Consider the following 22,866-nt stretch of genomic DNA (forward strand, 5'->3'; position numbering starts at 1 on the left):
GAATAATTATGCGCGAGCGATAATATCCGCCAACTGCTTTTCTGACTTAGCGGTTAACAACGCCGACAGTTTATTTTCTTCACATAATAATTCGCTTAATGCCTGGATAGCGCCGATATGTGAATCCGCATCCGCCGCCGATAAACCAATGAGTAATTTCACGGGCTCATCGTCGTCGGCAAACTGCACTTCCTGTTTAAGAAGCGTTAATGACATACCTGTTTTTAAGGCACCGCACTCCGGACGGGCATGAGGCATCGCTACACCCGGAGCGAGAATGTAATAAGGACCATTAGTAAGCGTCGAGGTTTTAATTGCTTCAATATAACCAGCGTCAATATAATGATTTTGCAGCAAAGACGACATGGACAAATCAATGGCTTCCTGCCAGTCCTTTGCTGCGGATTTTATTGATATTGAGGATTCAGGGAAATAATCAATTAACCGCATATATCATCCTTATTTTATTTTTAGGGTACAACGTATCGCTAAAAACAAAATACGCCTGCGGTAAAATGAAATCAAACGGGGAGAAAATAGCGAGAGTGTCAGACTGTATTTTAATAAAACGAACAAAAACAAATCGTTAAAAACGAAAAATAAAAAAGCAAGTCTATATATGTGATACCCATTGCAAATTACACACATCACGACTTTACGTATTCGTGATATAAATCACCAAATATGTATTGTTATAACCAAAAAAAATACCAAAGAAATAAAAAACGGGCCGCCTGAGCGACCCGTTCTGCCTCATTGAGAGGTTTACAGCAGTTCTTTCGCCTTAGCGACAACGTTCTCAACGGTGAAGCCAAACTCTTCAAACAGCTGTTCAGCCGGCGCAGACTCACCGAACGTGGTCATACCGACGATAGCACCGTTCAGGCCAACGTATTTGTACCAGTAGTCAGCAATACCCGCCTCCACTGCCACGCGAGCGGAGACCGCTTTAGGCAGTACGGATTCGCGGTACGCGGCATCCTGCTTGTCGAACGCATCGGTAGACGGCATGGAGACCACGCGCGCTTTCACGCCTTCGGCAGTCAGTTTTTCCCATGCGGCAACGGCCAGTTCAACTTCAGAACCGGTAGCGATGAAGATCAGCTCAGGCTGGCCTGCGCAATCTTTCAGCACGTAACCACCGCGCGCGATGTTTGCCAGCTGCTCTGGGGTACGCTCCTGCTGCGCCAGGTTCTGACGGGAGAGGATCAGCGCGGTCGGGCCATCATGACGCTCAACGCCGTATTTCCACGCCACCGCAGATTCAACCTGGTCACATGGACGCCATGTGCTCATGTTCGGGGTCACGCGCAGAGAAGCCACCTGCTCTACTGGCTGGTGGGTAGGACCGTCTTCGCCCAGACCGATGGAGTCGTGGGTGTAGACCATCACCTGACGCTGTTTCATCAGCGCAGCCATACGCACGGCGTTACGTGCATATTCCACAAACATCAGGAAGGTAGAGGTGTACGGCAGGAAGCCACCGTGCAGAGCGATACCGTTGGCAATCGCGGTCATCCCGAATTCACGTACACCGTAATGGATGTAGTTACCGGCAGTATCTTCGTTGATTGGCTTAGATCCGGACCACAGGGTCAGGTTTGATGGCGCCAGGTCAGCGGAGCCGCCGAGGAACTCTGGAAGCAGAGGGCCAAACGCTTCGATCGCATTCTGAGATGCTTTACGGCTGGCGATCTTGGCTGGGTTCGCCTGCAACTTCGCGATGAACTCGTTCGCTTTCGCGTCGAAGTCAGACGGCATGTCGCCTTTCATACGACGGGTGAATTCAGCCGCTTCCTGAGGGAAGGCTTTCGCGTATGCCGCGAACTTCTCGTTCCAGGCCGCTTCTTTCGCCTGGCCCACTTCTTTCGCATCCCACTGAGCGTAGATTTCAGACGGGATTTCGAAGGCAGGGTGTTTCCAGCCAAGCGCTTCACGGGTCAGTGCAATTTCCGCGTCGCCCAGCGGTGCGCCGTGGGAGTCGTGAGTGCCCGCTTTGTTCGGAGAACCGAAGCCGATGATGGTTTTGCACATCAGCAGGGACGGTTTGTCGGTCACGGCGCGCGCTTCTTCTACGGCACGTTTAATCGAGTCAGCATCGTGGCCATCAACGCCGCGCACAACGTGCCAGCCGTAGGCTTCGAAACGTGCGGCGGTGTCGTCAGTGAACCAGCCTTCAACATGACCGTCGATGGAGATGCCGTTGTCGTCGTAGAACGCAACCAGTTTACCCAGCTTCAGGGTGCCTGCCAGGGAGCACACTTCGTGAGAAATGCCCTCCATCATGCAGCCGTCGCCCAGGAAGGCGTAGGTGAAGTGGTCAACGATGTCGTGGCCAGGACGGTTAAACTGCGCCGCCAGGGTCTTCTCTGCAATCGCCATCCCTACGGCGTTAGCGATGCCCTGACCTAGCGGACCGGTAGTGGTTTCAACGCCAGCGGTGTAGCCCACTTCCGGGTGACCTGGAGTTTTGGAGTGCAGCTGACGGAAGTTTTTCAGCTCTTCGATTGGCAGATCGTAGCCAGTGAGGTGCAGCAGGCTGTAGATCAGCATAGAGCCGTGGCCGTTAGACAGCACGAAACGGTCGCGGTCTGCCCATGCCGGGTTCTGCGGGTTGTGGTTAAGGAAATCACGCCACAGGACTTCGGCGATGTCAGCCATGCCCATAGGGGCGCCCGGGTGGCCGGATTTGGCTTTCTGTACTGCGTCCATGCTCAGCGCACGAATAGCATTAGCAAGCTCTTTACGTGAGGACATTTTAACTCCAGATCGGACTGTTAAAGGCCATGCCCTTGACGACAGCGCGTTTTGGGCTACGCCGGAAAAAAGTGCCAACAATGTAACCCAAGCCGCAAGTCATGTACATGGAGCATTCTTTTGCGTGTTAAGAAATCTCTGGATCATGCTCGCATGTTGCGCAATCTGCTCGCCCGCCCCTGTCGATATTCCTTATACTTAGCCTCACCGGCTTCGCTGACGGTGCACTTTTCGGATTTTATTCAGATTAACGAGTACGGAAGCAACATAATGAAAATGCGTGCAATAGTGCTGGCCCTGGGTACAACGCTCCTGCTGAGCGGCTGCCAAAATATGGATTCTAACGGTCTGATGTCGTCAGGGGCCGAGGCCTTCCAGGCGTATTCCCTGAGCGATGAGCAGGTTAAAACGCTGAGCGACCAGGCCTGTAAAGATATGGATGCAAAAGCCACCCTCGCCCCGGCTAACAGTACCTATACGCAGCGTCTGAATAAGATTGCTTCCGCCCTGGGCGACAACATCAACGGCCAGCCGGTGAACTACAAAGTCTACGTGGCGAAAGACGTGAACGCCTTCGCGATGGCAAACGGCTGTATCCGCGTATACAGCGGGCTGATGGACATGATGACCGACAACGAAGTCGAAGCGGTGATCGGCCACGAAATGGGCCACGTTGCACTGGGTCACGTGAAGAAAGGCATGCAGGTTGCGCTGGGTACTAACGCCGTTCGTGCGGCGGCGGCCTCCGCGGGCGGCATCGTCGGCAGCCTGTCTCAGTCTCAGATTGGCGACATGGGCGAGAAGCTGGTCAACTCGCAGTTCTCCCAGCGCCAGGAGTCCGAGGCGGACGACTACTCCTACGATCTGTTGCGCAAACGCGGCATCAATCCATCAGGTTTAGCCACCAGCTTCGAAAAACTGGCCAAGCTGGAAGAGGGCCGTCAAAGCTCCATGTTTGACGATCACCCGGCCTCGGTTGAGCGCGCGCAGCATATTCGCGACCGTATGGCGGCAGACGGAATTAAATAATTTCAGAAGGAGGCAGTTTTGCCTCCTTTTTATTTCGCATGAATTGTTAACTTAAAAGCACGTATCGATAAAACCCCTGAAAGCCCCGCCAACTCTGCCCTGTCACACTGAAATGTCTGGTCACATAATTATTGCAAAGGTAATTTTTTCCGGTAATTATCTCTTTCGCAGTTATTTAAATTAATATATCCAGACAGAGACGTTCCCTCCGTGAAAAAAGAATTATCATTAATTGCTTTAAGTTTATTTGCCGCATTACCTGCCGCCGCAAGCCAGCAATCCGACAGCAAGGGTTTTATTGACGACAGCCATCTGGATCTGTTTTTACGCAATGCGTATATCAGCCGCGACTACCACCAGGGCCAGCAGGACAAAGCCGAATGGGGTCAGGGGATCATCGCCACGTTTGCATCCGGCTATACCGAAGGGCTCGTGGGCTTTGGTGTGGACGGTATTGCTCAATACGGCGTGCGCCTGGACGGCGGCCGTGGAAAAAGCGGCGCAGGCGGCATCGACTTCTTTAAACAGGAAGATGATGGCCGGGCAAAATCCGATCTGGCAAAGTTTGGCGCAACCGCCAAAATGCGCATCTCGAATACCGTACTGAGCTACGGGAATCAGCGCCCTGAGCTGCCCATCGTGAATGCCGACAGCTCCCGCCTGCTGTTTGAAAGCTACACCGGCGCCATGCTGACCTCGAAAGAGATTGACGGTCTGGAAGTCAACGCCGGTTACTTCACCGACGAGCAGCGTAAAAGCGATGACCGCCACGACAGCGGACTGAAGAGCCTCTCCTTCGGCGGTGCGAGCTATCAGTTTAACGACCAGTTCAGCGGCGCGCTGTACGCCTCTCATAACGAAGAGGTGATGAACAAGCAGTACCTGGGCATGAACTTCAAACAGCCGTTCAGTACCGGGCAGCAGCTGGTGCTCGACTTCAACGGCTATAACTCCCGTCTCGACCAGGATTACGCGGACAGCCTCGACACGGGCCGCAGCAACACCATCTGGAGCCTGGCGGCGAGCTATATCTGGGACATTCACACGTTCAAAGTGGCGTACCAGCAGAGCAGCGGCAGTACCGGCTACAACTACGGCGGCTATCGCGACAAAGGCGGCGTGGGTGACGGCGGTAACACCATCTGGCTGGCGAACTCCTACTGGTCTGATTTCAACGGCGAAGATGAACGTTCCTGGCAGGCATCCTACGGTCTGGACTTTGGCGGCCTTGGCTTACCGGGCCTGAGCTGGACCACCGCCTACGTGCGCGGCGATAACATCAAAACCTCTGAAACCAGCAATGGCAAAGAGCACGAGTGGTTTAACCAGATCCAGTACCAGGTGCAGGATGGCCCGGCGAAAGATCTGAAGCTGAAGCTGCGCTACTCCGTACTGCGCGTCTCCAGCAACGCCAGCGAGTACAACGTGGGCGGGGACGAGATCCGCGCCTACGTGGAATACCCGTTTAACGTGTTCTGATGAAAAAAGCCGGGTGGCGGCTTCGCCTTACCCGGCCTACCGTTTTCTCCCTCTCCCTGTGGGAGAGGGTTGGGATCAGGGGAAACAGCTAGTAAAGCGTCTTCTGCGGCGGCCCCGCAAACTTAAGGGCGCCAATCTGCCCCATCCGCACTTCCACAACCGACGGCCCCGGCATCGCCAGCGCTTCCGTCATCACCGCATCAAAATCCTCTGCCCGCTCAACGCTCCAGGCCTGTAGGCCAATCGCCTGCGCCAGCAGGGTAAAGTCCGGCGTATGCAGCGCGTTATAATACTGACGCCCGCCAAAATATTTATCCTGAATACCGCGCATCACCCCGTAGCCCCCGTCGTTCATGACCAGCAGCGTCACGTTGGCTTTCTCCTGCGCCAGCGTCGCCAGCTCGCCTAAATTCAGACTCAGGCCGCCGTCGCCCACCAGCCCCACCACCTTGCGCTGCGGGTTGGCAATCGCGGTGCCGATAGCCATCGGCAGGCCCATGCCAATCGCCCCGGCGAGAGAGTGAATGTTCATTAGCGGACCGTTGGCGCGGAACAGGCGGCTACCCCACAGGCTGCCGGACACGGTGATATCGCGCACCAGCAGGCCATCTCTCGGCAGGGCTTTTTCTATGGCGTCGTTAAGCTTCGCATAGGCGCCGCACTGCTCGCGCAACCCCTGCTCAGCTTGCCCGACCGCCTGCTGCACCTGCATATCCCACTGGGGACTGCCCCACTCGCGGCCCTGCACTTTTGCAGCCAGCGCGCCAAGCACCGCTGAACAATCGGCTACCAGCGTGTTATCCATCAGATAGTTACGGCTTGCTGCCGCCGGGTCGATATCGATCTGCACCCGCGGGGAAGGCAGCTCAAGCGTCCAGGATCGGGTTTCGTTGCTGCGCAGGCGAGAACCGGCCACCAGCGTAAAATCACACTGCGCAATCAGCGCCTCAACCGACGGCGAGTTGTGGAACGCGCGAAGGCTGGCGCGGTGGCTGTCCGGCAGCACGCCGCGCGCGTGGGTGCTGGAAATCACGGTGATGCCCGCATCCGCCAGCGTGTTAACCGCCTCAGCGCTGCCCAGCGCCCCGCCCCCCAGCCACAGCAGCGGCTGTTTCGCCTGTTTGAGCTGCGCCCACAGCGCGTCAACCATTCCGGTATCCACGGCTGGAACCGATGCCGGTTTAACCGGTTTAGTCACCAGCGACAGCGGAATTTTGGCGCCCTGAATATCAATCGGGATTTCCACCGAGACCGGTCCGCACGGCGGGGTCTGCGCGTCCTGGATAGCTTTATGCAGAATCGCTATCGCCTGATTCGCATTGCTGATGCGGTACGCCCGTTTTGAGCTGGCCTTCAGGAAGGTCAGCTGGTCACGGGTTTCATGGATAAACCCGGTGTCGGCGTCCAGCCAGGCTTTCTCAACCTGCCCGGTTAAATGCAGCAGCGGCGTGCAGGCATTCATGGCTTCCACCAGCGCGCCTACCGCATTACCCGCCCCCGCGCCGGTGCTGGTCAGCGCCACGCCGAGGCCGGAAAAGCGCCCGTGGGCATCGGCCATGGTGACGGAACCGGCTTCACCGCGCGCAGGCACAAAGCGGATATTGCCCCGCTGCCCAACCGCATCCGCGATCGGCAGGTTGTGAATAGAGATGACGCCGTAGATGGCCTCAACCTGATACTGCTCCAGCGTTCTGGCGATGGCGTCGCCGACGGTTATCATTTCGCTCATTGCTCACCCTTTCTCAGTCGCACCAGTGGTTGACGCTGTTACCCGTCGCCAGATAAATGCTCTTTTGTTGCATCCAGGCTTTCAGCCCCTGGATACCCTTCTCGCGGCCCAGACCGCTCTCTTTAAAGCCCCCGAACGGGGTCGAAATCGCAAAGACTTTGTAGGTGTTGATCCACACCGTGCCTGCCTCCAGCTGCTCGCTGAGACGCAGGGCGCGCCCGGTATCGCGCGTCCAGATCCCCGCCGCCAGGCCGTAAACCGAGTCGTTCGCCTCGCGGATAAGCGTGGCTTCATCGCCAAACGACATCGCCACCAGCACCGGGCCGAAGATCTCTTCCTGACAGGCGCGGGCGCTGTTGCTCAGCCCTTCGATAATCGTGGGCAGGAAAAAGCTGCCGTTTGCCAGAGCGGGATCGGCGGGTATCTCACCGCCGCACAGCACGCGGCCCCCTTCACGCTTCGCCAGCTCGACGTACTCGATCACGCTCTGGCGATGTTTTTCGCCGATCAGCGGTCCTACATGGACGCCGTCGGTAAACGGATGTCCGACGCGCAGCCCGCGAGTTAATTCCAGCAGCCTCGCCATCAGCGGGGCGTAAATGCTCTCGTGGATAAACAGCCGCGACCCGGCGATACACGCCTGCCCCGCCGAGCTGAAAATGCCATAGCAGATCCCGCGTGCGGCCTGTTCGATATCAGCATCCTCCAGCACGATGGTCGGCGATTTGCCGCCCAGCTCCAGCGAGGCCGGGATCAGTTTTTCCGCCGCCACGTGCGCCAGATGACGGCCCGTGGTGGTTCCACCGGTAAAGGAAATTTTGCGCACGCGAGGATGGCGCGCCAGCGCATCGCCAATCACCGACCCTTTGCCCGGCAACACGCTCAGCAGCCCGGCGGGCAGCCCGGCCTGTTCAAAAATCCGCGCCAGCTCCAGCGCCATCAGCAGCGTGGCTTCGGCGGGCTTGAGGATCACCGCGTTCCCGGCGGCAATCGCCGGTGCGACCTTCTGCATTTCGCTGGCAATCGGCGAGTTCCACGGCGTGATGGCCGCCACCACGCCAAGGGGCTCATAGCGGCTCAGCGTCAGCAGATCCGGCTGGCGCGGCGTCGGAAGTTCCCCTTCCAGCAGCTCGCAGGCGGCGGCAAAGTAGCGCGCCGTTCCCGCCGCGCTCATCACCAGCCCGCGCGCTTCCGCCAGCGGCTTGCCGTTATCACGGCTCTGCATCTGCGCCAGCGCATCGACGCGGGATTCAATGAGATTGGCAACCTTATGCAGGATCTTCGCGCGCATATGCGGCAGGCTGTTACGCCATGCGGGATCGCGCCAGGCGCGCTCTCCGGCGTCTACCGCCTCCTCCAGGTCATCCAGACTGGCGGCGTTCAGCGTCGCGTTGATCGACCCGTCTGCCGGGAAGTGGCTCTGCATCGGGTTGCCGCCGCCGTGTCGCCACTGGCCGCCGATAAAAATCTTCAGATCGTCCATCGTCTCTCCTCAGCTCAGGGCCAGCTCGCGGCAGGCGCGCACCGCGCTCAGTGCCGCCAGGGTGGAGGTTTTAGGATTAGAAGCCAGCGGCAGTCCGCTCAGCTCCAGATGAAACTCGCCGAACAATCCTTCCACATGGAGCGTGTGGATGTTACGTTTCGTTGCCGGGTCAACCATCAGCTGCACGCGGGTGTCGTCCATCCCGACGCCGCCGAGCGCCACGGTCGCCGCCACGTTGGCGTTCGCCGGGAACAGCCGCGCCGCCTCGCGGGCGCTGCCTTCAAAAAAGACCTTTTCCTCTGACACCGCATTCAGATCGATAAGCTGCTCGGCATAGCTGCCGCGCCAGCTGGCCGGGCTTTTGCGCGACTGATAGGTAACGCGCTCAAGGCCGCCCTCTTTCGCCGCCGCCAGCCCGTCGATACCGGCCACCGCACCGGAAAGCAGGGTGAGTTTTCCGCCCGCAGCGAGCAGACGCTGCTCCAGCGCGCTGTCCGCCAGCGCGCCGGTGGAAATGACGGCCAGATGCCAGCCGCGACGCAGGATCTCTTCCCCGTACTGGGCCACCGCCTGCTGGCTGGCGCATTCCAGCACCAGATCCGGCGTTTGTGCGCACGCCATCGGCGACGTCAGCGCCTCAACCGCATCGCCAAACTGGTCGTGAATGGCGGCATGGTGAGACGCGCGCGCCACGATCCAGCCGATAGCCACGCCGGCGGGCAGGCGCTCAATCACCGCCTGCGCCATGGCGCCAAAACCAATCAACATTACCTTTTTCATGATGTGTCCTTACAGATGGCGGCAGAAGCCGCCGGAAACGTCCAGCGCCGCGCCGGTGGTAAACGAGGCCAGCGGCGAAGCGAGGAACAGCAGCGCCTGCGCGGGCTCCTGCGGCTTGCCGAGGCGCGCCATCGGAATGCCGCGCTTGCGCGCGATATCCGCCGTCCACTCCGGCCAGCTCTGGCTTTTGTCCGCCCGGTGTTCAAAGCGGCGCTGCCACTGGCCGGATTCCACCATGCCGAGCAGAATGGAATTGACGCGAATACCTTTGCCCACCAGCTCTTTCGACAGCGTCAGCGTCATGTTCAGCAGCGCGGCACGAGCGGCAGAGGTGGCGATCATGTGCTCCTCCGGCTGTAGCGCCAGCAGGGAGTTCACGCAGGTAACAGAGGCAATGTCGGACTGCTCCAGCAGAGGCTGAAACGCCTGCACCGGGTTAATCACCCCGAACAGTTTGAGTTCGGCTTCGTGCAGCCACGCCTCGCGCGGGGTGTCATGGAAGTGCGCCACGTAGCCCTGCCCGGCGTTGTTAATCAGCATATCCGCCGCGCCAAAGCGCGCCTGCACCGCATCCGCGAAGGCCTGAACTTCGTCGGCGTTCAGCACGTCGCAGCGGTAAGCAAAAATCTCCCCGTGAGGAAATTCGTTTTGCAGCGTCGCATGGGCGCTGGCGAGCCGGTCCGGGTCACGGCCGCAGAAGGCGACTTTCGCCCCTTCACCCAGCAGCAGGCGCAGCGTTTCAAAGCCAATGCCGGAAGAACCGCCGGTAACGACCGCTACGCGCCCGTCAATTTGTGCATTCATCGCGCACCTCTTCGTTAATGCGTAAAAGCTGTTGGTTGAAAAACGCGTCGTTATCGAGATAGCTGGCGTGCCCGGCCTGCGGAATGGCGATAAACGGCATGCCGTAGCGCAGCGCCAGACCCTGAACCAGTTCCGGCTGGGTGATGGCATCCTGCTCGCCGCACCAGACTTCAAACGTGCCGGAGTAGCGTTTAAGCCAGCCGTGAATGTCGTCATGTGCCAGCATCCATGCGGCAGCGAGGTAGCCTTCCGGGCGCAGCGCCCGCATGCCCGCCGCGACGACGGCGATATCTTCCGCGCGCGCGCCGGGGCGCAGCAGCTTCGCGGCGCGGGTCTGGGCGAGGATGTCGCCGCCGAGCGCTATCTGCTGCTCGCGGCTGCGCCAGACCTGCTCGCGCTGCTCCGGCGCGGCATTGCCGTACCCCTGCGCGGCGTCGGCCAGCACCAGATGAATGACGCGATCCGGGAACTTTGCCGCAAAGGCGCTGGCCACCAGCGCCCCCAGGGAATGGCCGACCAGCACTGCCTGCCAGACACCGGCGCGATCCAGCATCGCCGCCAGCGCGTCGGCGTAATCCCCCGCGTTTGCCCGCGCTACGGCCAGCATCGGGCTTTCGCCGTAACCGGGCATGTCCCACGCCAGCACGCGAAAGCCGTTCAGCGCCATCTGCTTGTGCCAGGAGGCTGCGCCGGAGCTGATCCCGTGCAGCAGCATCAGCGGGATGCCGCTTCCCTGTTCACGAAAACCCGTCATCATGCCCCCCTTAGTTCCGCTTCACTTTGGAAAGCGGATGATCGGCGGGGTAGGTCGGGATTTCCGGCTTGTTGGTCCCCAGCATGACGCACATCAGCGCTTCTTCTTCGCCGTGGTTAAACAGGCCGCGATAGATGCCCGGCGGAACGGAGATCAGGTCACGCTCACGCAGCACGGTTTCTGTGTAGTTGTCGCCGTCCTGGATCATCAGCGTGATCTGCCCCTTGAGCATGAAGAACACCTCTTCCACGTCGTCGTGCAGGTGCAGCGGTCCTTCGCACTTCGACGGCAGCACCATGGTGGAGAAGGTAAAATGGTCCGCCTGCACGGTGTTGGTGTCGTTCGCGACGCCCGTTGCGCCGGTGCCGATGTAGCGCATCTGCGCCCGGCGGTATTTCTGGTCAAAATCGGCCTGGAACTTCAGCGCGTTCCAGTCGTATTTACGGCCTTCGAAGCGCGCGATGCGCGACTCGACCCACTCTTCCATCGTCAGATGGTCAGGTTTGATGCCCGTTTTGTTGGTTACGGTTGAATCAGTCATGACACTCTCCTCAGTAACGTCTCAGCAGCGGCAGTAACAGGACGCAGCCCACCGCCGCCATCACCGCCAGAAAAATCAGCCCGGAATCCATGCTGTGGGTGAAGGCGATAAGCGCGCCCATCACCGCCGGCGACAGCGCGCCCGCAAAGTTTCCCAGCCCGTTGAAGATACCGCCCGCCGTGGCGCTCACCCGGGGATGGGTGGCCTTCGCCAGCAGGGCGAAAATGTTGGGTGCGCCGGTGCCCCACATAAAGGTGCTAAAGCTCATCGCCGCGATGATGGTCAGCGGGGTGTCGAGATGCATCACCGCCGTCAGCCCAACGGCCGCCCCCGCCATGGAGATAAAGCAGGCCGCCGCGCGCTTATCGACCCTGTCCGAGAGCCACGCGCCAATGACCTCGCCCGCCAGCATGGCGATGAACGGCATCGACGACAGCCAGCCTGCATGCTCCAGATGAATGCCTTTGCCCTTAATCAGGTAGCCCGGCAGCCAGCCGTTGATGCCCCACAGGTAGGTCAGGAAAGCGATATTAAAGATGCAGATGATCCAGAAGTGCGGGCTGACGAACAGCTCACGCCGCGCCGCGCGCCGCTCGTCCCGGGACGCCTGCGAGGTGCCGGGTTTTGCCTCCAGGCGGATCCCGCGCAGACCAATGCGCACAAAGATAAGCACCGGCACGGTAAGCATGGCCATCACAAAGAAAGTGCTCTGCCAGCCAAAGGTGTTCAGCAGCCAGAGGGAAAGCGGGAAACCAATCGCCGCGCCCACCGGGGTCCCCAGCAGCCACAGCATGGTGGCGCGTGCCTGTAAATGCTGCGGGAAGTTGTGACGTACGATGGCGAAGGCCAGCGGGAACAGCGGTCCTTCCGCCACGCCCAGCAGAATACGCAGGACGATCATCAGCGTGTAGTTATGGGTAAAGCCCATCGCCACCATCAGCACGCACCACACCGCCATCATCCCGGTGAGCAGTCGCAGCGGCGCGATTTTGTCGCCTAAACCGCTCAAAAACACCGATGAGAAGCCGTAGCTCAGCAGGAAGGCGCTCATCAAAATGCCGAGGCGCGTGGTGTCGAAATCAATGCCCATCGCCTGCTGGAAATGGGTATCAGAAAAGAGCGCCGCGATGCTGATTTTGTCGAAAAACGCCAGCAGCACGCAGGCCAGCAGCGACAGCGGGATGGCCCAGCGCACCGCTTTTTCAGGCGTGCGGGTTCCCTCACCGCTTGCCTCAACGGGCGCGGTGTTGGTCTCTAATGTGGTCATCTCTCCCCCTACGGGTGCGGTTTAGCTATCGCAGTGACATCAGTGAAAAGGTCGGGTCGGCGAGCGGGACGTCGGACAGATCCCGCCCCGCCGCCATCCAGCGCTTCGCCAGCTTGACGGTACGCGCATCGTCGAACGCCACCAGCTGCGTCAGCCGCCCGTTGTCGTCCAGCGAGAAGTACAGCGCCTCTTCACGCACGACCGTTCTGCTGCCTGGCTGCGGAATGCCGAGGATCTGAATGTTGTGCTGGTATTGATCCGACCACAGCCACGGCGCGTCGTCGTAGCCTGGCGCATCGGGGTTGAGCATCGCTTTCGCCGTCGCCACCGCCTGATTCTGGGCGAAGGCCCAGGACTGGATGCACAAGCCGTAGTGATGGTGCTGGGCGACATCTCCTGCGGCAAAGATGAATGGATCCGAGGTGCGTCCCTGGGCATCCACCACGATCCCATGCCCGGTTTTCAGCCCCGCATCAAGCGCCAGCTCCAGATTGAGATCGACGCCGATCCCCACCACGACCGCATCAAAGGTTTCACGCTGGCCGTCGCAGTGGATGACCGGCAGGCCGCCGTCGTCCTCCAGCTCCAGCGCGCCGCAGCCGGTACGGATCTCCACCCCCTGCTCGCGGTGGATGGCCTCCAGGCGCTGCGACACCTCGCCGCTCACCGAGCGCATGCACAGCGCAGGCTGCTGCTCGAACAGGGTGACCGCCACGCCGCTTTTACGCGCCGAGGCAGCAATCTCCATTCCGATCCAGCCGCCGCCGACAATCGCCAGTTTTTTACTTTCCGCCAGACGACTTTTCAGCCGCTGCGCGTCCTGCCAGTGGCGCAGGGTATAGACCTGCGGATGGCTGGCCCACGCCTGCGAAGGCAGGCGCGCCCGACCGCCAGTAGCGATTAAAAGGATGTTGTAACTAAGCTGCTCGCCGTTGCTAAGAACGACTTTTTTCTCATCGCGATCGACAGATTCAGCGCGCAGCGGCCGGTACCAGGTCAGGTTCAGCGCCTGCTGCACCTCGTCGCTAAACAGCCTTGGGAGCCCCGCGTCCGGCTCCAGCAAAGACGCTTTCGACAGCGGCGGGCGCTCGTAGAAATCCCACTCTTCTTCCGCTACCACGCAAATCTCGCCGTCGAAACCCTCATCGCGCAGGGTTTTCGCCGCCCAGCCGCCCGCCTGGCCGCCGCCGATAATGACAATGCGCGACGTCATACCGCCTCCGGCTTTTTCTGCTGACGGCGCGTGTCGTGGTCAATCCCGCCTTCCACCGCCCACTCGGTAAAGGAGACCAGCGAATGCTCCAGCTCACGCGGCTGCCAGTTTTCCGTCAGATAATCATCGTTGGTGTAATACTCAAACGCCCCGCCGGTCGGGCTGTTGACGTACCAGAAGTACGCCGACGACACCGGATGACGGCCCGGCCCGATAAAGGTGCTCCAGTCATGTTTATTCATCGCGATACCGCCGCCGATCACCTCGTGGATGTCGCGCACGGTGAAGGCCACGTGGTTGAGGCCGCGCTTGCGGTTCGGCAGTTGCAGCAGGAACAGGTTGTGATGGCCGCCGCGCACGCCGCAGCGCAGGAACACGGCGCGGTTGATATAGCGGTCCGAGACCTGGAAGCCGAGCACCTCGCGGTAGAATTTCTCCACTGCCGCCAGCTCTTCCACGAAGAACACCACATGCCCCACGTTGATCGGCTGGGCGCGATCGTAAACCGGGCTGGGGGTGTCGATACGGCGGGCATCGCCCCACTGGTTAATCGGCTCGACGTTCAGCTCCACGTCAGTTTGCTGGGTCACCTGCACGCGCAGCGTCATGCCGTTCGGGTCCAGGCACTCCAGCGCGTCGCCCACTTCACGAAAACCTGGCTGTTGCGCCAGCTTCGGGCGCAGCGCGTCCAGATCAGACTGGCTGGCAACCGCCCAGGTCATGCGGCGCAGGGTGTTGCCCGCTTCAAACGCGGGCGGCAGGTCGGGGCTGTCGATCGGGTTAAGCTCCACGCGCGCGCCGCTCAGGGTGGTGAAACGCTGGCCGCTGGCATCGCCCGTCAGGCCAAAATCACGCATAAATTTGGCGCAGTGCGTCAGGTCTTCCACACCAAATTCCAGCTTTTCAATTCCGGTTACACTCATCGTTCGTTGCCTCATCTGGCCCAGATTGGGCGTAAAACATGCCCGACGCAGTCAAGCGCCTGACGTTAACTCACTGATTTAACTGGCCTGTGACAAATACCCTAAGAAGCCAGAAATTTTATCCGCCGCGAGGCGAACCTCGTTTTGCAGGCGCTCGCGGTCGCTCTGCGGGATCTCCTCCGACGGCACCAGAATGCTGACCACCGCCGCCACGCGGCCGCTTCGGTCATACACCGGGTAGACGATGGAGGAGATGCCGTGGCGGAAGAAGGATTCGCCGATGACATACCCGCGGGCTTTGTCCTGCTGCACCATCTGCCACAGGGCTTCGCGGTCGTGAAGCTGCCCCGGCGTGTTGCCCGGCAGACGCTCATGCGGGAACAGCTGTTCGAAATCAGCGCGGGAAATATCGGTCAACAGCATGCGGCCGAGCGAGGTGCAGTGCACCGGCAGGCGGGTACCAATGCTGACCTGGTTGATGCGCGACCCGGCGGCGCTGACGCGGGCGATGTAGATAATGTCGCGCCCGTCGCGGATCGCCAGGTGGCTGCTGCACTGGCTCACGTCGCGCAGTTGCTCGATCACCGGCTGACCGACCTGCGCCACGTCAAGCGAGGCGATGTACTCAAAGCCCAGGCGCAGCACGTTCATGCCCAGCGAGAAGGTATTGGTGCGCGCGTTGCGCTCCAGAAAGCCCATGTACTCCAGCGTCTGTACCACGCGATAGGCGGTGGCCTTCGGCATATCCACCAGCCGGTGCAGTTCGGCAAAGGTCAGATCGCGATGCTGCTCGCCAAAGGCCAACAGCAGCTGTAAACCGCGCTCCAGCCCCGGCACCAGATACTTCACTTCCCGATCGTTTGCCATCATCGCCCTACCTCAATTAAAGACAAAACCGCCGTTGACCGGGATCAGCTGTCCGGTGATGAACCGCGACAGATCGCTTAACAGCCAGACCACGCTGCCGGTGACGTCTTCCGGCTGCTGCGCCCCCGCGAGCGCGCGGCCGTTTTCGTAGAGCTGATGCCGCTCGGCCGGCACATATTCGGTTGCCTCGACGCGGGTCAGGCCCGGCGCGATGGCGTTGATTCGTATGCGCTTTTCACCCAGCTCGCGCGCCATTGAACGCGTCATGGCAATGACGGCCCCCTTGCTGGCGACGTAGGCCATCAGGCGCGGCGCGCCCCACAGCGCGGTGTCGGACGCGACGTTCACAATGCCTGCCCCTTCGCGCAGCAGCGGCACGGCGGCGCGCGTCACCAGCCAGGTGCCTTTGACATTGACGCTCATCACCCGATCCCAGAGATCCGGATCGTAATCGAGCATGTTTTTGCCGCCCACACCCGTCGCCATCGCCGCGTTGTTCACCAGGCCGTCAATCTGCCCTTGCTCGCCAATGGCGCTGAACACCTGGTCGATAGAGTGCTGATCGGCCAGATCGATAACGTGCGATTCGATCGCATAGCCCTGCTCGAGTAGCCGGTGGGCGCTCTCGGCCAGCTCGCCTTTGAGGATGTCGCACATCACCACCGCCGCGCCCTGCTCCGCGCAGGCTTTGGCAAAGTGGTAGCCCAGCCCGCGCGCGGCGCCGGTCACCACGATGCGCTTTCCGCTCAGCAGCCCGTTCATCAGGCGGCTCCCTGCTGTGCTTCACGCATCGCCAGTTGCTCTTTGGCGGCCTTTTGCATCATGCGGCGCAGGCGCGAGAGGCCAACGTCGTGCTGATACAGGTACTCATGATCGCGCGCGTTTGGCGCCAGGCTCTCCAGCACCACGCGGTCCTGCTCCAGCACTTCCCAGTGCAGTTTTTCCAGACGGTTGCGGTACATGAAGCGCCACATATCGCGCTGCCAGCCCTGCACGCGGCGGATGCGCCAGAAGAAGACGCGGCAGTTGTCGTTATCTTCCGGCACCACCATGCCGACGATAAAGAAGTGGCCGCCCGGTCCGAAGCGCTTCTTGTACGGAATGGAGAGGCGCATCCAGCAGGTGCCGCTGTTGCCCAGCTCCACCCAGTCAAAATTGACGCCGCTCTGCCCTTTTTTCTCGAAAATAAAGCCGGTTTTGGTCGGCTGGAGCACCATGTCGGCCTTGCGATCCCCTTCCGCCATCGAGTGCGACGAGGAGTGCAGATAGGTGCCGTGCATCGGGTCCATCACGTTTTCCAGCGCGTACTGGTAATTGCATTTCCACGCGGCGGTGCAGAGGAAGTTGCTGAAGTTTTCCGTGTCGGCGAGTTCATCCGGGAAGGTCAGTTCGTCCGGCCGCTGGTCCGCGGTGACGCCAAACCACAGGAAGATGGCGCCGTGCGCCTCCTGCACGTTATAGCTGCGCACGCACTGCTGGCCGACCAGCGGACATTTATCCACGGCGGGCACGTCTTTCACTTCGCCGTTGCCCGCCACCTCAACGCCGTGATACCAGCAGGCAATGCGGTCCCCGAGGTTCCAGCCCATCGACAGGCGCGCGCCGCGATGCGGACAGCGGTCCTCCAGCGCCTGAACCTGGCCATCTTTATTGCGCCAGACCACAATCTGCTCGCCCAGGCGGGTGATGCCCACCGGCGCAGACTGCACTTCCCAGCTCGCCAGCACCGGATACCAGAGGCCGCGCAGGCCTTTATCAAGATAGTTTTGTACGGTCGTCATCGCGTTGCCCTCAGTAGCCGTTAACCTGTAAGAATGCCTGGAAGCTGGCGTCGCTCCACGGCTCGCCCTGCTGGTCGTGCATACGCACCGCGTTCAGCCCGCTTACCAGCTCCGGCAAGGTTTCAACGCCCTGCTCGAAGAGATCTTCCAGCGTCGCAATCAGCTTCACTTCCCAGCTTTCCGGCTCGCGGCTGCGGGTTTGCCAGATCAGGTTGGTGTAATCGCCTGGCTTATGAATGGCACCGTTACCGCCCTCTGCCGGTGGGGTAAACTGGCGGCTTTCCGGCAGCGCCGGGTTGTAGTTCAGGGTGTCGCTCATGCCACGGTCTCCTCGACGAAGGTAATCTGGATTTGATTTTCAAAGACCCGAACCGGGTAGCGGTTGAGGTTGCGACCACCGGGGCCGTGCAGGCACTGGCCAGTTTTGACGTCGAACACCGCCTCGTGCAGCGGGCATTCCACCTTGCCGTCTTCCACGAAGCCCTGACTCAGCAGGGCATAGGCGTGCGGGCATACGTCCTCCAGCGCGTAATATTCACCGTCGATCAGGTAAACGCCGATCTCTTTACCGTCGACGTTGCCGCTAAAAGGGAAATCTTCCTGTACTTGCTCTGCGTCACATACGCCTATCCAGCTCATCACGATCCTCCAGGCTTTTGTTTCATATATGAAACTCTGTTTCTTATTTAATACGGTCAATATAAAAGCGATGAATGTTTCGTCAAGCGACAATGTGACGAATTTGTTAATTGATCGGCGATTAATTAACTAAGTGTGCAAGGGATCACGAAAAAATGCAGCGATATGAAATTTTCATTATTGCAGCGTGAGAAATAGGTTTTTTTAATGGTCTCTTATTTTCAATAAAACAGATTGACTTCTTTTCTTTTTGCTCTCTAAAAATAAATGAACGTTACCTCTATCGCGTTTCACCTGTGAAACTTATTTTTTATTTATCTTTATTAAACAAAGAGTTTCACAGGTGAATCATTTTAGCTCCGTGACAATCACATTGATGAAAAATATAAGTTACAAAAAACGTAAGGCGGACATGATGACGGCAAGATGGCAAGGCACGATTGCGCTTTTATTACTCATTATTATTTCCTACGTCGATCGGGTAAATATCTCGGTAATGATTTTAAACCCGGAATTTGCCGAACATTTTCAGTTAAATGAAAACAGAATGTTACAGGGCCTGCTCATGACCTGCTTTCTTCTGGGTTATGGGTTTTCCGCTTTATTATTAACGCCAGTTATTGAAAGCAAACTTCATTATCGGCAGGGATTATTAAGCAGCATTGCGATTTGGGCCGCGGTCTGCGCGGCTTCACCTTTGCTCGGCTCGCTGACGGGAATGCTCTTCGCCCGCGTGATTCTGGGGATCGCGGAGGGACCGCTTTTTTCACTGAAAACGCGCTTTATCAGCGATAACTTTAGCGCGCAAGAGATCGGCAAACCCAACGCCGTGACCGCGCTGGGCGTCTCGCTCGGGCTGGCCGTGGGCTTTCCGCTGGTGACCTGGCTGATGTCGCATCTGGGCTGGGCCGGGTCGTTTTATGCACTGGCGGCAATCAACCTTCTCCTCGGCGGCGGCTTAATCTGGCGTTTTCTGCCCGCGCCGCGCAAGCTCCCGACCACGAAAAAGCCGGGGTTTGTCCACACCTTCACGCTGGCCTGGCAGACGCCGCTGCTGGGCTGGATCCTGCTGGTTGAAATCGCCACCCTGAGCTATCTCTGGGGGAGCAGCGCCTGGTTACCCGCATGGCTGCGTGACGAGCACCACTTCTCGCTGCATGCCACGGGCTGGCTTGCGGCGATCCCCTTCCTGCTCAGCCTGGGGTCAAAGTTTCTGGGTGGCGTGCTGCTCGACAAAATGCGGCCGGAACAGGCGCCGGTACTGTTTGTGGTGGGCGGTACGTTGACGGCGCTGTCCGTGGTCGCGCTGATGCTCAGCCATCAGCCTGCCTGGCTGGCGCTGTTTATGCTTTCGGCTAACGTCTTCTGGGGGCTACAGGGGGCGGCTATTCCGGCGGTGATCCAGCATCACGCCGCGCGGGAAGCGGTGGGCAGCGCTTACGGCATAATCAATGGGATCGGCAATATCTGCGCGGCGTTTATTCCGCTGCTGATGGGGATGGTGATGAGATCGGTGGGGTCGGTCAGTTCAGGCTTTTCGGTGCTGGTCGTCTCGCAGGTTGTCACCCTGCTTGCCGGGGGAATTTTGCTGCTGCGCATGCGGCGCGCAGCAGCAATCAGCGCGTAAGGCTTATTCGCCTTTTTTCGCCGCCTGGATGTAGAGCATTTCCAGCGCCAGGGTCGCCGCGGCCAGCGCGGTGATCTCGGACTGGTCATAGGCCGGAGCTACTTCCACCACGTCCATCCCGACGATGTTCAGATCCTTCAGGCCGCGCACCAGCTTGATGGCGCGGTCTGATGTCAGGCCGCCGATCACCGGCGTACCGGTACCCGGTGCGAATGCCGGATCCAGGCAGTCGATATCGAAGGTCAGATAGACAGGCATGTCGCCGACGATCTGCTTAACCTGAGCCAGAATATCGTCCACGCCGCGATCGTTCACCTGGCCCGCGTCGAGTACGGTGAAGCCGTTGTCTTTGTCGAACTCGGTGCGGATGCCGATCTGCACGGAGTGGTTCGGATCGATCAGGCCTTCTTTCGGCGCGGTATAGAACATGGTGCCGTGGTCGAATTCACAGCCGTTCGCGTAGGTGTCGGTGTGCGCATCGAAGTGCACCAGCGCCATTTTACCGAAGTGCTTCGCGTGGGCGCGCAGCAGCGGCAGGGTCACGAAGTGGTCACCGCCGAAGGAGAGCATGCGTTTACCGGCCGCCAGCAGTTTCTCGGCGTGCGCCTGCAATTTTTCGCTCATCTCACGCGCGTCGCCGAAGGCGTACACCAGATCGCCGCAGTCCACCACGTTCAGGCGCTCGCGCATGTCGAAGTTCCACGGGAAGCGGTTGTGCTCCCAGGCCAGGTTAGTGGAAACCTGACGGATCGCCGCCGGGCCATGACGTCCACCCGCGCGACCGGACGTTGCCATGTCGAACGGTACGCCGGTGATCACCCAGTCCGCATCGCTGTCGTACGGCTGGAAGTTCATCGGAAGGCGTAAAAAACCAAACGCGTTAGATACCAGAGAGTTATCGTACTGATGACCTAAAGTGCTCATGTCCTGACCTCTTATAAAGTCGATACATTAAAAACAGATGAAAAAAAATCCCCTCCGCGTCGTTAAACCCGACGAGGAAGGGATTGATTCGTAAATCGCATATTGGGGCGAATTATCGCCGTTAATTCATACGGGTTCAAGTGAGTATAGCATTCTGCCGGATGGCGGCTTCGCCTTCTCCGGCCTACATTCGTAGGCCCGGTAAGTGCAGCGCCACCGGGCATCGGCGGCACAGCGGCCTGCCCTCACCCCGACCCTCTCCCTCAAGGGAGAGGGAGGTTTTCTTACTCGTCTTCCAGGTAGGTGTACCCGTACAGACCCGCTTCAAACTCTTCCAGGAACTGCTGCTGCAAGGCATCGTCCAGACCGGTGTTTTTCACCTGATCGCGGAACTGGGTGAGCAGTTTTTTCGGATCGAGCTGAACGTATTCGAGCATGTCCGCCACTGTGTCCCCTTCGTCGGACAGCTCAACCTCCACGCTGCCGTCAGGGAAGACAAACACGTCAACCGCTTCGGTATCACCGAACAGGTTGTGCATGTTGCCGAGGATCTCCTGATACGCACCCACCATAAAGAAGCCCAGCATTGGCGGGTTCTCCGGATCGTACTCCGGCATTGGCATCGTCGTTGCGATACCGTCGCCGTCGACGTAGTGGTCAATTGCGCCGTCGGAGTCACAGGTGATGTCCAGCAGCACGGCGCGGCGTTCCGGGGCGTGGTTCAGCCCTTCCAGCGGCAGAACCGGGAACAGCTGGTCGATACCCCAGGCATCCGGCATCGACTGGAACAGGGAGAAGTTGACGTACATTTTGTCCGCCATACGCTCCTGCAACTCGTCGATAATTGGACGGTGCGCGCGGTTGCTCGGGTCGAGCTGTTTCTGCACTTCGTGGCACATATTCAGGTAGAGCTGCTCGGCCCACGCGCGCTCTTGCAGGCTGAAGGTGCCTGACGAGTAGCCGACGTGAATATCGTGCAGGTCCATCTGGCTGTCGTGCAGCCATTCGCGCAGGGAACGACGCGTGCCCGGCTCGTGCATCTCCTGCCAGGTTTCCCACATGCTTTGCAGGGAACGTGGGGCATCGTCTGCCGGAGGCGTGGCTTCGGTGATTTCGCTACGCTCAACGCCGATGATGTTAGAGACCAGCACCGTATGGTGCGCGGTGACCGCGCGGCCGGATTCGGTGATCACCGTCGGGTGCGGCAGGCCGTGCTCTTCGCAGGCATCGCCAATCGCCCATATGATGTTGTTGGCATATTCGTTCAGGCCATAGTTTACCGAGCAGTCAGACTGCGAGCGGGTCCCTTCGTAGTCCACGCCCAGGCCGCCGCCCACGTCAAAGCACTGAATATTCACGCCGAGCTTATGCAGCTCAACGTAGAAACGCGCGGATTCACGCACACCAGTGGCGATGTCGCGAATATTGGCCATCTGCGAGCCGAGGTGGAAGTGCAGCAGCTGAATGCTGTCCAGACGACCGCGCTCGCGCAGAATTTCCACCAGCTGAAGCACCTGGTTCGCCGCGAGGCCGAACTTGGATTTTTCACCGCCGGAAGACTGCCATTTACCGGAACCCTGCGACGCCAGTCGCGCACGCACGCCAAGGCGTGGGATCACGTTCAGACGCTCGGCCTCTTCCAGCACGATCGCGATTTCGGTCATCTTCTCGATCACCAGATAGACCTTGTGGCCCATCTTCTCGCCAATCAGCGCCAGACGAATGTATTCGCGGTCTTTATAGCCGTTACAGACGATCACCGACCGGGTCATGCCCGCGTGCGCCAGAACCGCCATCAGCTCCGCTTTAGAGCCTGCTTCCAGGCCCAGCGGCTCGCCGGAGTGGATCAGGGACTCAATCACGCGACGGTGCTGATTGACCTTGATCGGGTAAACGAGGAAATAGTCGCCGTTATAACCATACGATTCCCGCGCGCGTTTGAACGCGGCATTAATAGAACGCAGGCGATGTTGCAGGATCTGCGGGAAGCAGAACAGTGCAGGCAAGCGCTGACCCTGCGCTTCACGGGTTTTCACCAGTTTAGCGAGATCCACGCGCGCTTCCGGGACGTCCGGATCCGGGCAGACACTGATGTGGCCCAGCTCGTTAACGTCGTAGTAGTTATTGCCCCACCAGGCAATATTGTAAGTGCGCAGCATCTTGCTGGCTTCCTGGGAGCTCATCGCAACCTCCTGCATAGAACGTAGTACACCCTGTTCGCCTGCTGACGAAGGCGAAAGCGAAGACATGTCGTCAGACATAGCGAACC

21 protein-coding genes are annotated in these 22,866 nt (G+C 59.5%); 3 read left to right on the forward strand and 18 right to left on the reverse strand.

The features are described from left to right. Window positions 1-6: 6 nt before the first annotated feature. Window positions 7-450 carry a PTS mannitol transporter subunit IIA gene (gene cmtB, locus RS584_RS19210; RefSeq protein WP_315748474.1) on the reverse strand — a complete coding sequence of 148 codons (444 nt, stop codon included), beginning with the start codon at window positions 448-450 and terminating at the stop codon, window positions 7-9. 315 nt (window positions 451-765) lie between these two features. Further along, window positions 766-2,757 (reverse strand): transketolase, encoded by a 1,992-nt coding sequence (gene tkt / locus RS584_RS19215; RefSeq protein WP_015571818.1) that lies wholly within the window; start codon window positions 2,755-2,757, stop codon window positions 766-768. A gap of 270 nt (window positions 2,758-3,027) precedes the next feature. Between tkt and RS584_RS19220 the strand changes: the two genes are divergently transcribed. Beyond that, window positions 3,028-3,786 (forward strand): M48 family metallopeptidase, encoded by a 759-nt coding sequence (locus tag RS584_RS19220; RefSeq protein ID WP_119936175.1) that lies wholly within the window; start codon window positions 3,028-3,030, stop codon window positions 3,784-3,786. Window positions 3,787-3,996: 210 nt separating this feature from the next. After that, on the forward strand, window positions 3,997-5,265 hold the full coding sequence (locus tag RS584_RS19225; RefSeq protein ID WP_126498780.1) for an OprD family outer membrane porin: 1,269 nt from the start codon (window positions 3,997-3,999) through the stop codon (window positions 5,263-5,265). A gap of 88 nt (window positions 5,266-5,353) precedes the next feature. Here the strand turns inward: RS584_RS19225 and RS584_RS19230 are convergent, their stop codons facing one another. The 14 genes from RS584_RS19230 to RS584_RS19295 all read right to left on the reverse strand — a co-directional run bounded on the left by RS584_RS19230 (window position 5,354) and on the right by RS584_RS19295 (window position 18,046). After that, complete coding sequence (locus RS584_RS19230) at window positions 5,354-6,994, reverse strand: thiamine pyrophosphate-binding protein (RefSeq protein ID WP_315748475.1); 1,641 nt, start codon at window positions 6,992-6,994, stop codon at window positions 5,354-5,356. 13 nt (window positions 6,995-7,007) lie between these two features. Next, window positions 7,008-8,477 carry an aldehyde dehydrogenase gene (locus RS584_RS19235; RefSeq protein WP_315748476.1) on the reverse strand — a complete coding sequence of 490 codons (1,470 nt, stop codon included), beginning with the start codon at window positions 8,475-8,477 and terminating at the stop codon, window positions 7,008-7,010. Between the two features lie 9 nt (window positions 8,478-8,486). Then, window positions 8,487-9,257, reverse strand: coding sequence for an aspartate dehydrogenase (locus RS584_RS19240; RefSeq protein WP_017382913.1), 771 nt, complete (start codon window positions 9,255-9,257; stop codon window positions 8,487-8,489). A gap of 9 nt (window positions 9,258-9,266) precedes the next feature. Beyond that, the gene (locus RS584_RS19245) at window positions 9,267-10,061 is read right to left on the reverse strand and encodes an SDR family oxidoreductase (protein ID WP_032649463.1); all 795 of its coding nucleotides are present in this window, start codon (window positions 10,059-10,061) and stop codon (window positions 9,267-9,269) included. Then, window positions 10,045-10,815: an alpha/beta hydrolase gene (locus RS584_RS19250; protein ID WP_315750014.1), complete on the reverse strand. Its 771-nt coding sequence runs from the start codon at window positions 10,813-10,815 to the stop codon at window positions 10,045-10,047. The genes RS584_RS19245 and RS584_RS19250 overlap by 17 nt, the downstream gene beginning before the upstream one ends. A gap of 10 nt (window positions 10,816-10,825) precedes the next feature. Then, complete coding sequence (locus RS584_RS19255; RefSeq protein WP_059355444.1) at window positions 10,826-11,356, reverse strand: cupin domain-containing protein; 531 nt, start codon at window positions 11,354-11,356, stop codon at window positions 10,826-10,828. A gap of 10 nt (window positions 11,357-11,366) precedes the next feature. Next, on the reverse strand, window positions 11,367-12,623 hold the full coding sequence (locus RS584_RS19260; protein ID WP_102990567.1) for an MFS transporter: 1,257 nt from the start codon (window positions 12,621-12,623) through the stop codon (window positions 11,367-11,369). A 25-nt stretch (window positions 12,624-12,648) separates the two neighbouring features. Next, entirely contained in the window at window positions 12,649-13,836 is a 1,188-nt protein-coding gene (locus RS584_RS19265) for an NAD(P)/FAD-dependent oxidoreductase (RefSeq protein ID WP_315748477.1), read from the reverse strand. Continuing rightward, entirely contained in the window at window positions 13,833-14,759 is a 927-nt protein-coding gene (locus RS584_RS19270; protein WP_015571827.1) for a VOC family protein, read from the reverse strand. The genes RS584_RS19265 and RS584_RS19270 overlap by 4 nt, the downstream gene beginning before the upstream one ends. A gap of 78 nt (window positions 14,760-14,837) precedes the next feature. Further along, a complete protein-coding gene (locus RS584_RS19275) occupies window positions 14,838-15,626 on the reverse strand; it encodes an IclR family transcriptional regulator (protein WP_230239543.1) in 789 nt (262 codons plus the stop codon). 12 nt (window positions 15,627-15,638) lie between these two features. Next, a complete protein-coding gene (locus RS584_RS19280; protein WP_193042160.1) occupies window positions 15,639-16,388 on the reverse strand; it encodes an SDR family oxidoreductase in 750 nt (249 codons plus the stop codon). Next, window positions 16,388-17,407, reverse strand: coding sequence for an aromatic ring-hydroxylating dioxygenase subunit alpha (locus tag RS584_RS19285; protein WP_315748478.1), 1,020 nt, complete (start codon window positions 17,405-17,407; stop codon window positions 16,388-16,390). Before RS584_RS19285 ends, RS584_RS19280 begins: the two co-directional genes overlap by 1 nt. Before the next feature lie 10 nt (window positions 17,408-17,417). Then, a complete protein-coding gene (locus RS584_RS19290) occupies window positions 17,418-17,726 on the reverse strand; it encodes a recombinase-like helix-turn-helix domain-containing protein (protein WP_017382919.1) in 309 nt (102 codons plus the stop codon). Then, window positions 17,723-18,046 carry a Rieske (2Fe-2S) protein gene (locus RS584_RS19295; protein ID WP_003860044.1) on the reverse strand — a complete coding sequence of 108 codons (324 nt, stop codon included), beginning with the start codon at window positions 18,044-18,046 and terminating at the stop codon, window positions 17,723-17,725. Before RS584_RS19295 ends, RS584_RS19290 begins: the two co-directional genes overlap by 4 nt. 415 nt (window positions 18,047-18,461) lie before the next feature. On the opposite strand from RS584_RS19295, the gene RS584_RS19300 reads away from it, so the two are divergent. Next, window positions 18,462-19,673 (forward strand): MFS transporter, encoded by a 1,212-nt coding sequence (locus RS584_RS19300; RefSeq protein ID WP_315750018.1) that lies wholly within the window; start codon window positions 18,462-18,464, stop codon window positions 19,671-19,673. Between the two features lie 3 nt (window positions 19,674-19,676). Here the strand turns inward: RS584_RS19300 and speB are convergent, their stop codons facing one another. Continuing rightward, on the reverse strand, window positions 19,677-20,597 hold the full coding sequence (speB, locus tag RS584_RS19305) for an agmatinase (RefSeq protein ID WP_017382921.1): 921 nt from the start codon (window positions 20,595-20,597) through the stop codon (window positions 19,677-19,679). A 284-nt stretch (window positions 20,598-20,881) separates the two neighbouring features. Continuing rightward, window positions 20,882-22,858 carry a biosynthetic arginine decarboxylase gene (speA, locus tag RS584_RS19310; RefSeq protein ID WP_017382922.1) on the reverse strand — a complete coding sequence of 659 codons (1,977 nt, stop codon included), beginning with the start codon at window positions 22,856-22,858 and terminating at the stop codon, window positions 20,882-20,884. Between the last annotated feature and the right edge of the window lie 8 nt (window positions 22,859-22,866).

Origin of the sequence: Enterobacter sp. DTU_2021_1002640_1_SI_PRY_ASU_LCPMC_013 (assembly GCF_032389435.1) — a bacterium.
GTDB lineage: Bacteria > Pseudomonadota > Gammaproteobacteria > Enterobacterales > Enterobacteriaceae > Enterobacter > Enterobacter hormaechei_C.

What these genes read in the sequence shown, in the direction of transcription:
- cmtB (WP_315748474.1), bottom strand. Translation starts at nt 450, where the DNA reads ATGCGGTTAATTGATTATTTCCCTGAATCCTCAATATCAATAAAATCC.
- tkt (WP_015571818.1), bottom strand. Translation starts at nt 2,757, where the DNA reads ATGTCCTCACGTAAAGAGCTTGCTAATGCTATTCGTGCGCTGAGCATG.
- RS584_RS19220 (WP_119936175.1), top strand. Translation starts at nt 3,028, where the DNA reads ATGAAAATGCGTGCAATAGTGCTGGCCCTGGGTACAACGCTCCTGCTG.
- RS584_RS19230 (WP_315748475.1), bottom strand. Translation starts at nt 6,994, where the DNA reads ATGAGCGAAATGATAACCGTCGGCGACGCCATCGCCAGAACGCTGGAG.
- RS584_RS19235 (WP_315748476.1), bottom strand. Translation starts at nt 8,477, where the DNA reads ATGGACGATCTGAAGATTTTTATCGGCGGCCAGTGGCGACACGGCGGC.
- RS584_RS19240 (WP_017382913.1), bottom strand. Translation starts at nt 9,257, where the DNA reads ATGAAAAAGGTAATGTTGATTGGTTTTGGCGCCATGGCGCAGGCGGTG.
- RS584_RS19245 (WP_032649463.1), bottom strand. Translation starts at nt 10,061, where the DNA reads ATGAATGCACAAATTGACGGGCGCGTAGCGGTCGTTACCGGCGGTTCT.
- RS584_RS19250 (WP_315750014.1), bottom strand. Translation starts at nt 10,815, where the DNA reads ATGACGGGTTTTCGTGAACAGGGAAGCGGCATCCCGCTGATGCTGCTG.
- RS584_RS19255 (WP_059355444.1), bottom strand. Translation starts at nt 11,356, where the DNA reads ATGACTGATTCAACCGTAACCAACAAAACGGGCATCAAACCTGACCAT.
- RS584_RS19260 (WP_102990567.1), bottom strand. Translation starts at nt 12,623, where the DNA reads ATGACCACATTAGAGACCAACACCGCGCCCGTTGAGGCAAGCGGTGAG.
- RS584_RS19265 (WP_315748477.1), bottom strand. Translation starts at nt 13,836, where the DNA reads ATGACGTCGCGCATTGTCATTATCGGCGGCGGCCAGGCGGGCGGCTGG.
- RS584_RS19270 (WP_015571827.1), bottom strand. Translation starts at nt 14,759, where the DNA reads ATGAGTGTAACCGGAATTGAAAAGCTGGAATTTGGTGTGGAAGACCTG.
- RS584_RS19275 (WP_230239543.1), bottom strand. Translation starts at nt 15,626, where the DNA reads ATGGCAAACGATCGGGAAGTGAAGTATCTGGTGCCGGGGCTGGAGCGC.
- RS584_RS19280 (WP_193042160.1), bottom strand. Translation starts at nt 16,388, where the DNA reads ATGAACGGGCTGCTGAGCGGAAAGCGCATCGTGGTGACCGGCGCCGCG.
- RS584_RS19285 (WP_315748478.1), bottom strand. Translation starts at nt 17,407, where the DNA reads ATGACGACCGTACAAAACTATCTTGATAAAGGCCTGCGCGGCCTCTGG.
- RS584_RS19290 (WP_017382919.1), bottom strand. Translation starts at nt 17,726, where the DNA reads ATGAGCGACACCCTGAACTACAACCCGGCGCTGCCGGAAAGCCGCCAG.
- RS584_RS19295 (WP_003860044.1), bottom strand. Translation starts at nt 18,046, where the DNA reads ATGAGCTGGATAGGCGTATGTGACGCAGAGCAAGTACAGGAAGATTTC.
- RS584_RS19300 (WP_315750018.1), top strand. Translation starts at nt 18,462, where the DNA reads ATGACGGCAAGATGGCAAGGCACGATTGCGCTTTTATTACTCATTATT.
- speB (WP_017382921.1), bottom strand. Translation starts at nt 20,597, where the DNA reads ATGAGCACTTTAGGTCATCAGTACGATAACTCTCTGGTATCTAACGCG.
- speA (WP_017382922.1), bottom strand. Translation starts at nt 22,858, where the DNA reads ATGTCTGACGACATGTCTTCGCTTTCGCCTTCGTCAGCAGGCGAACAG.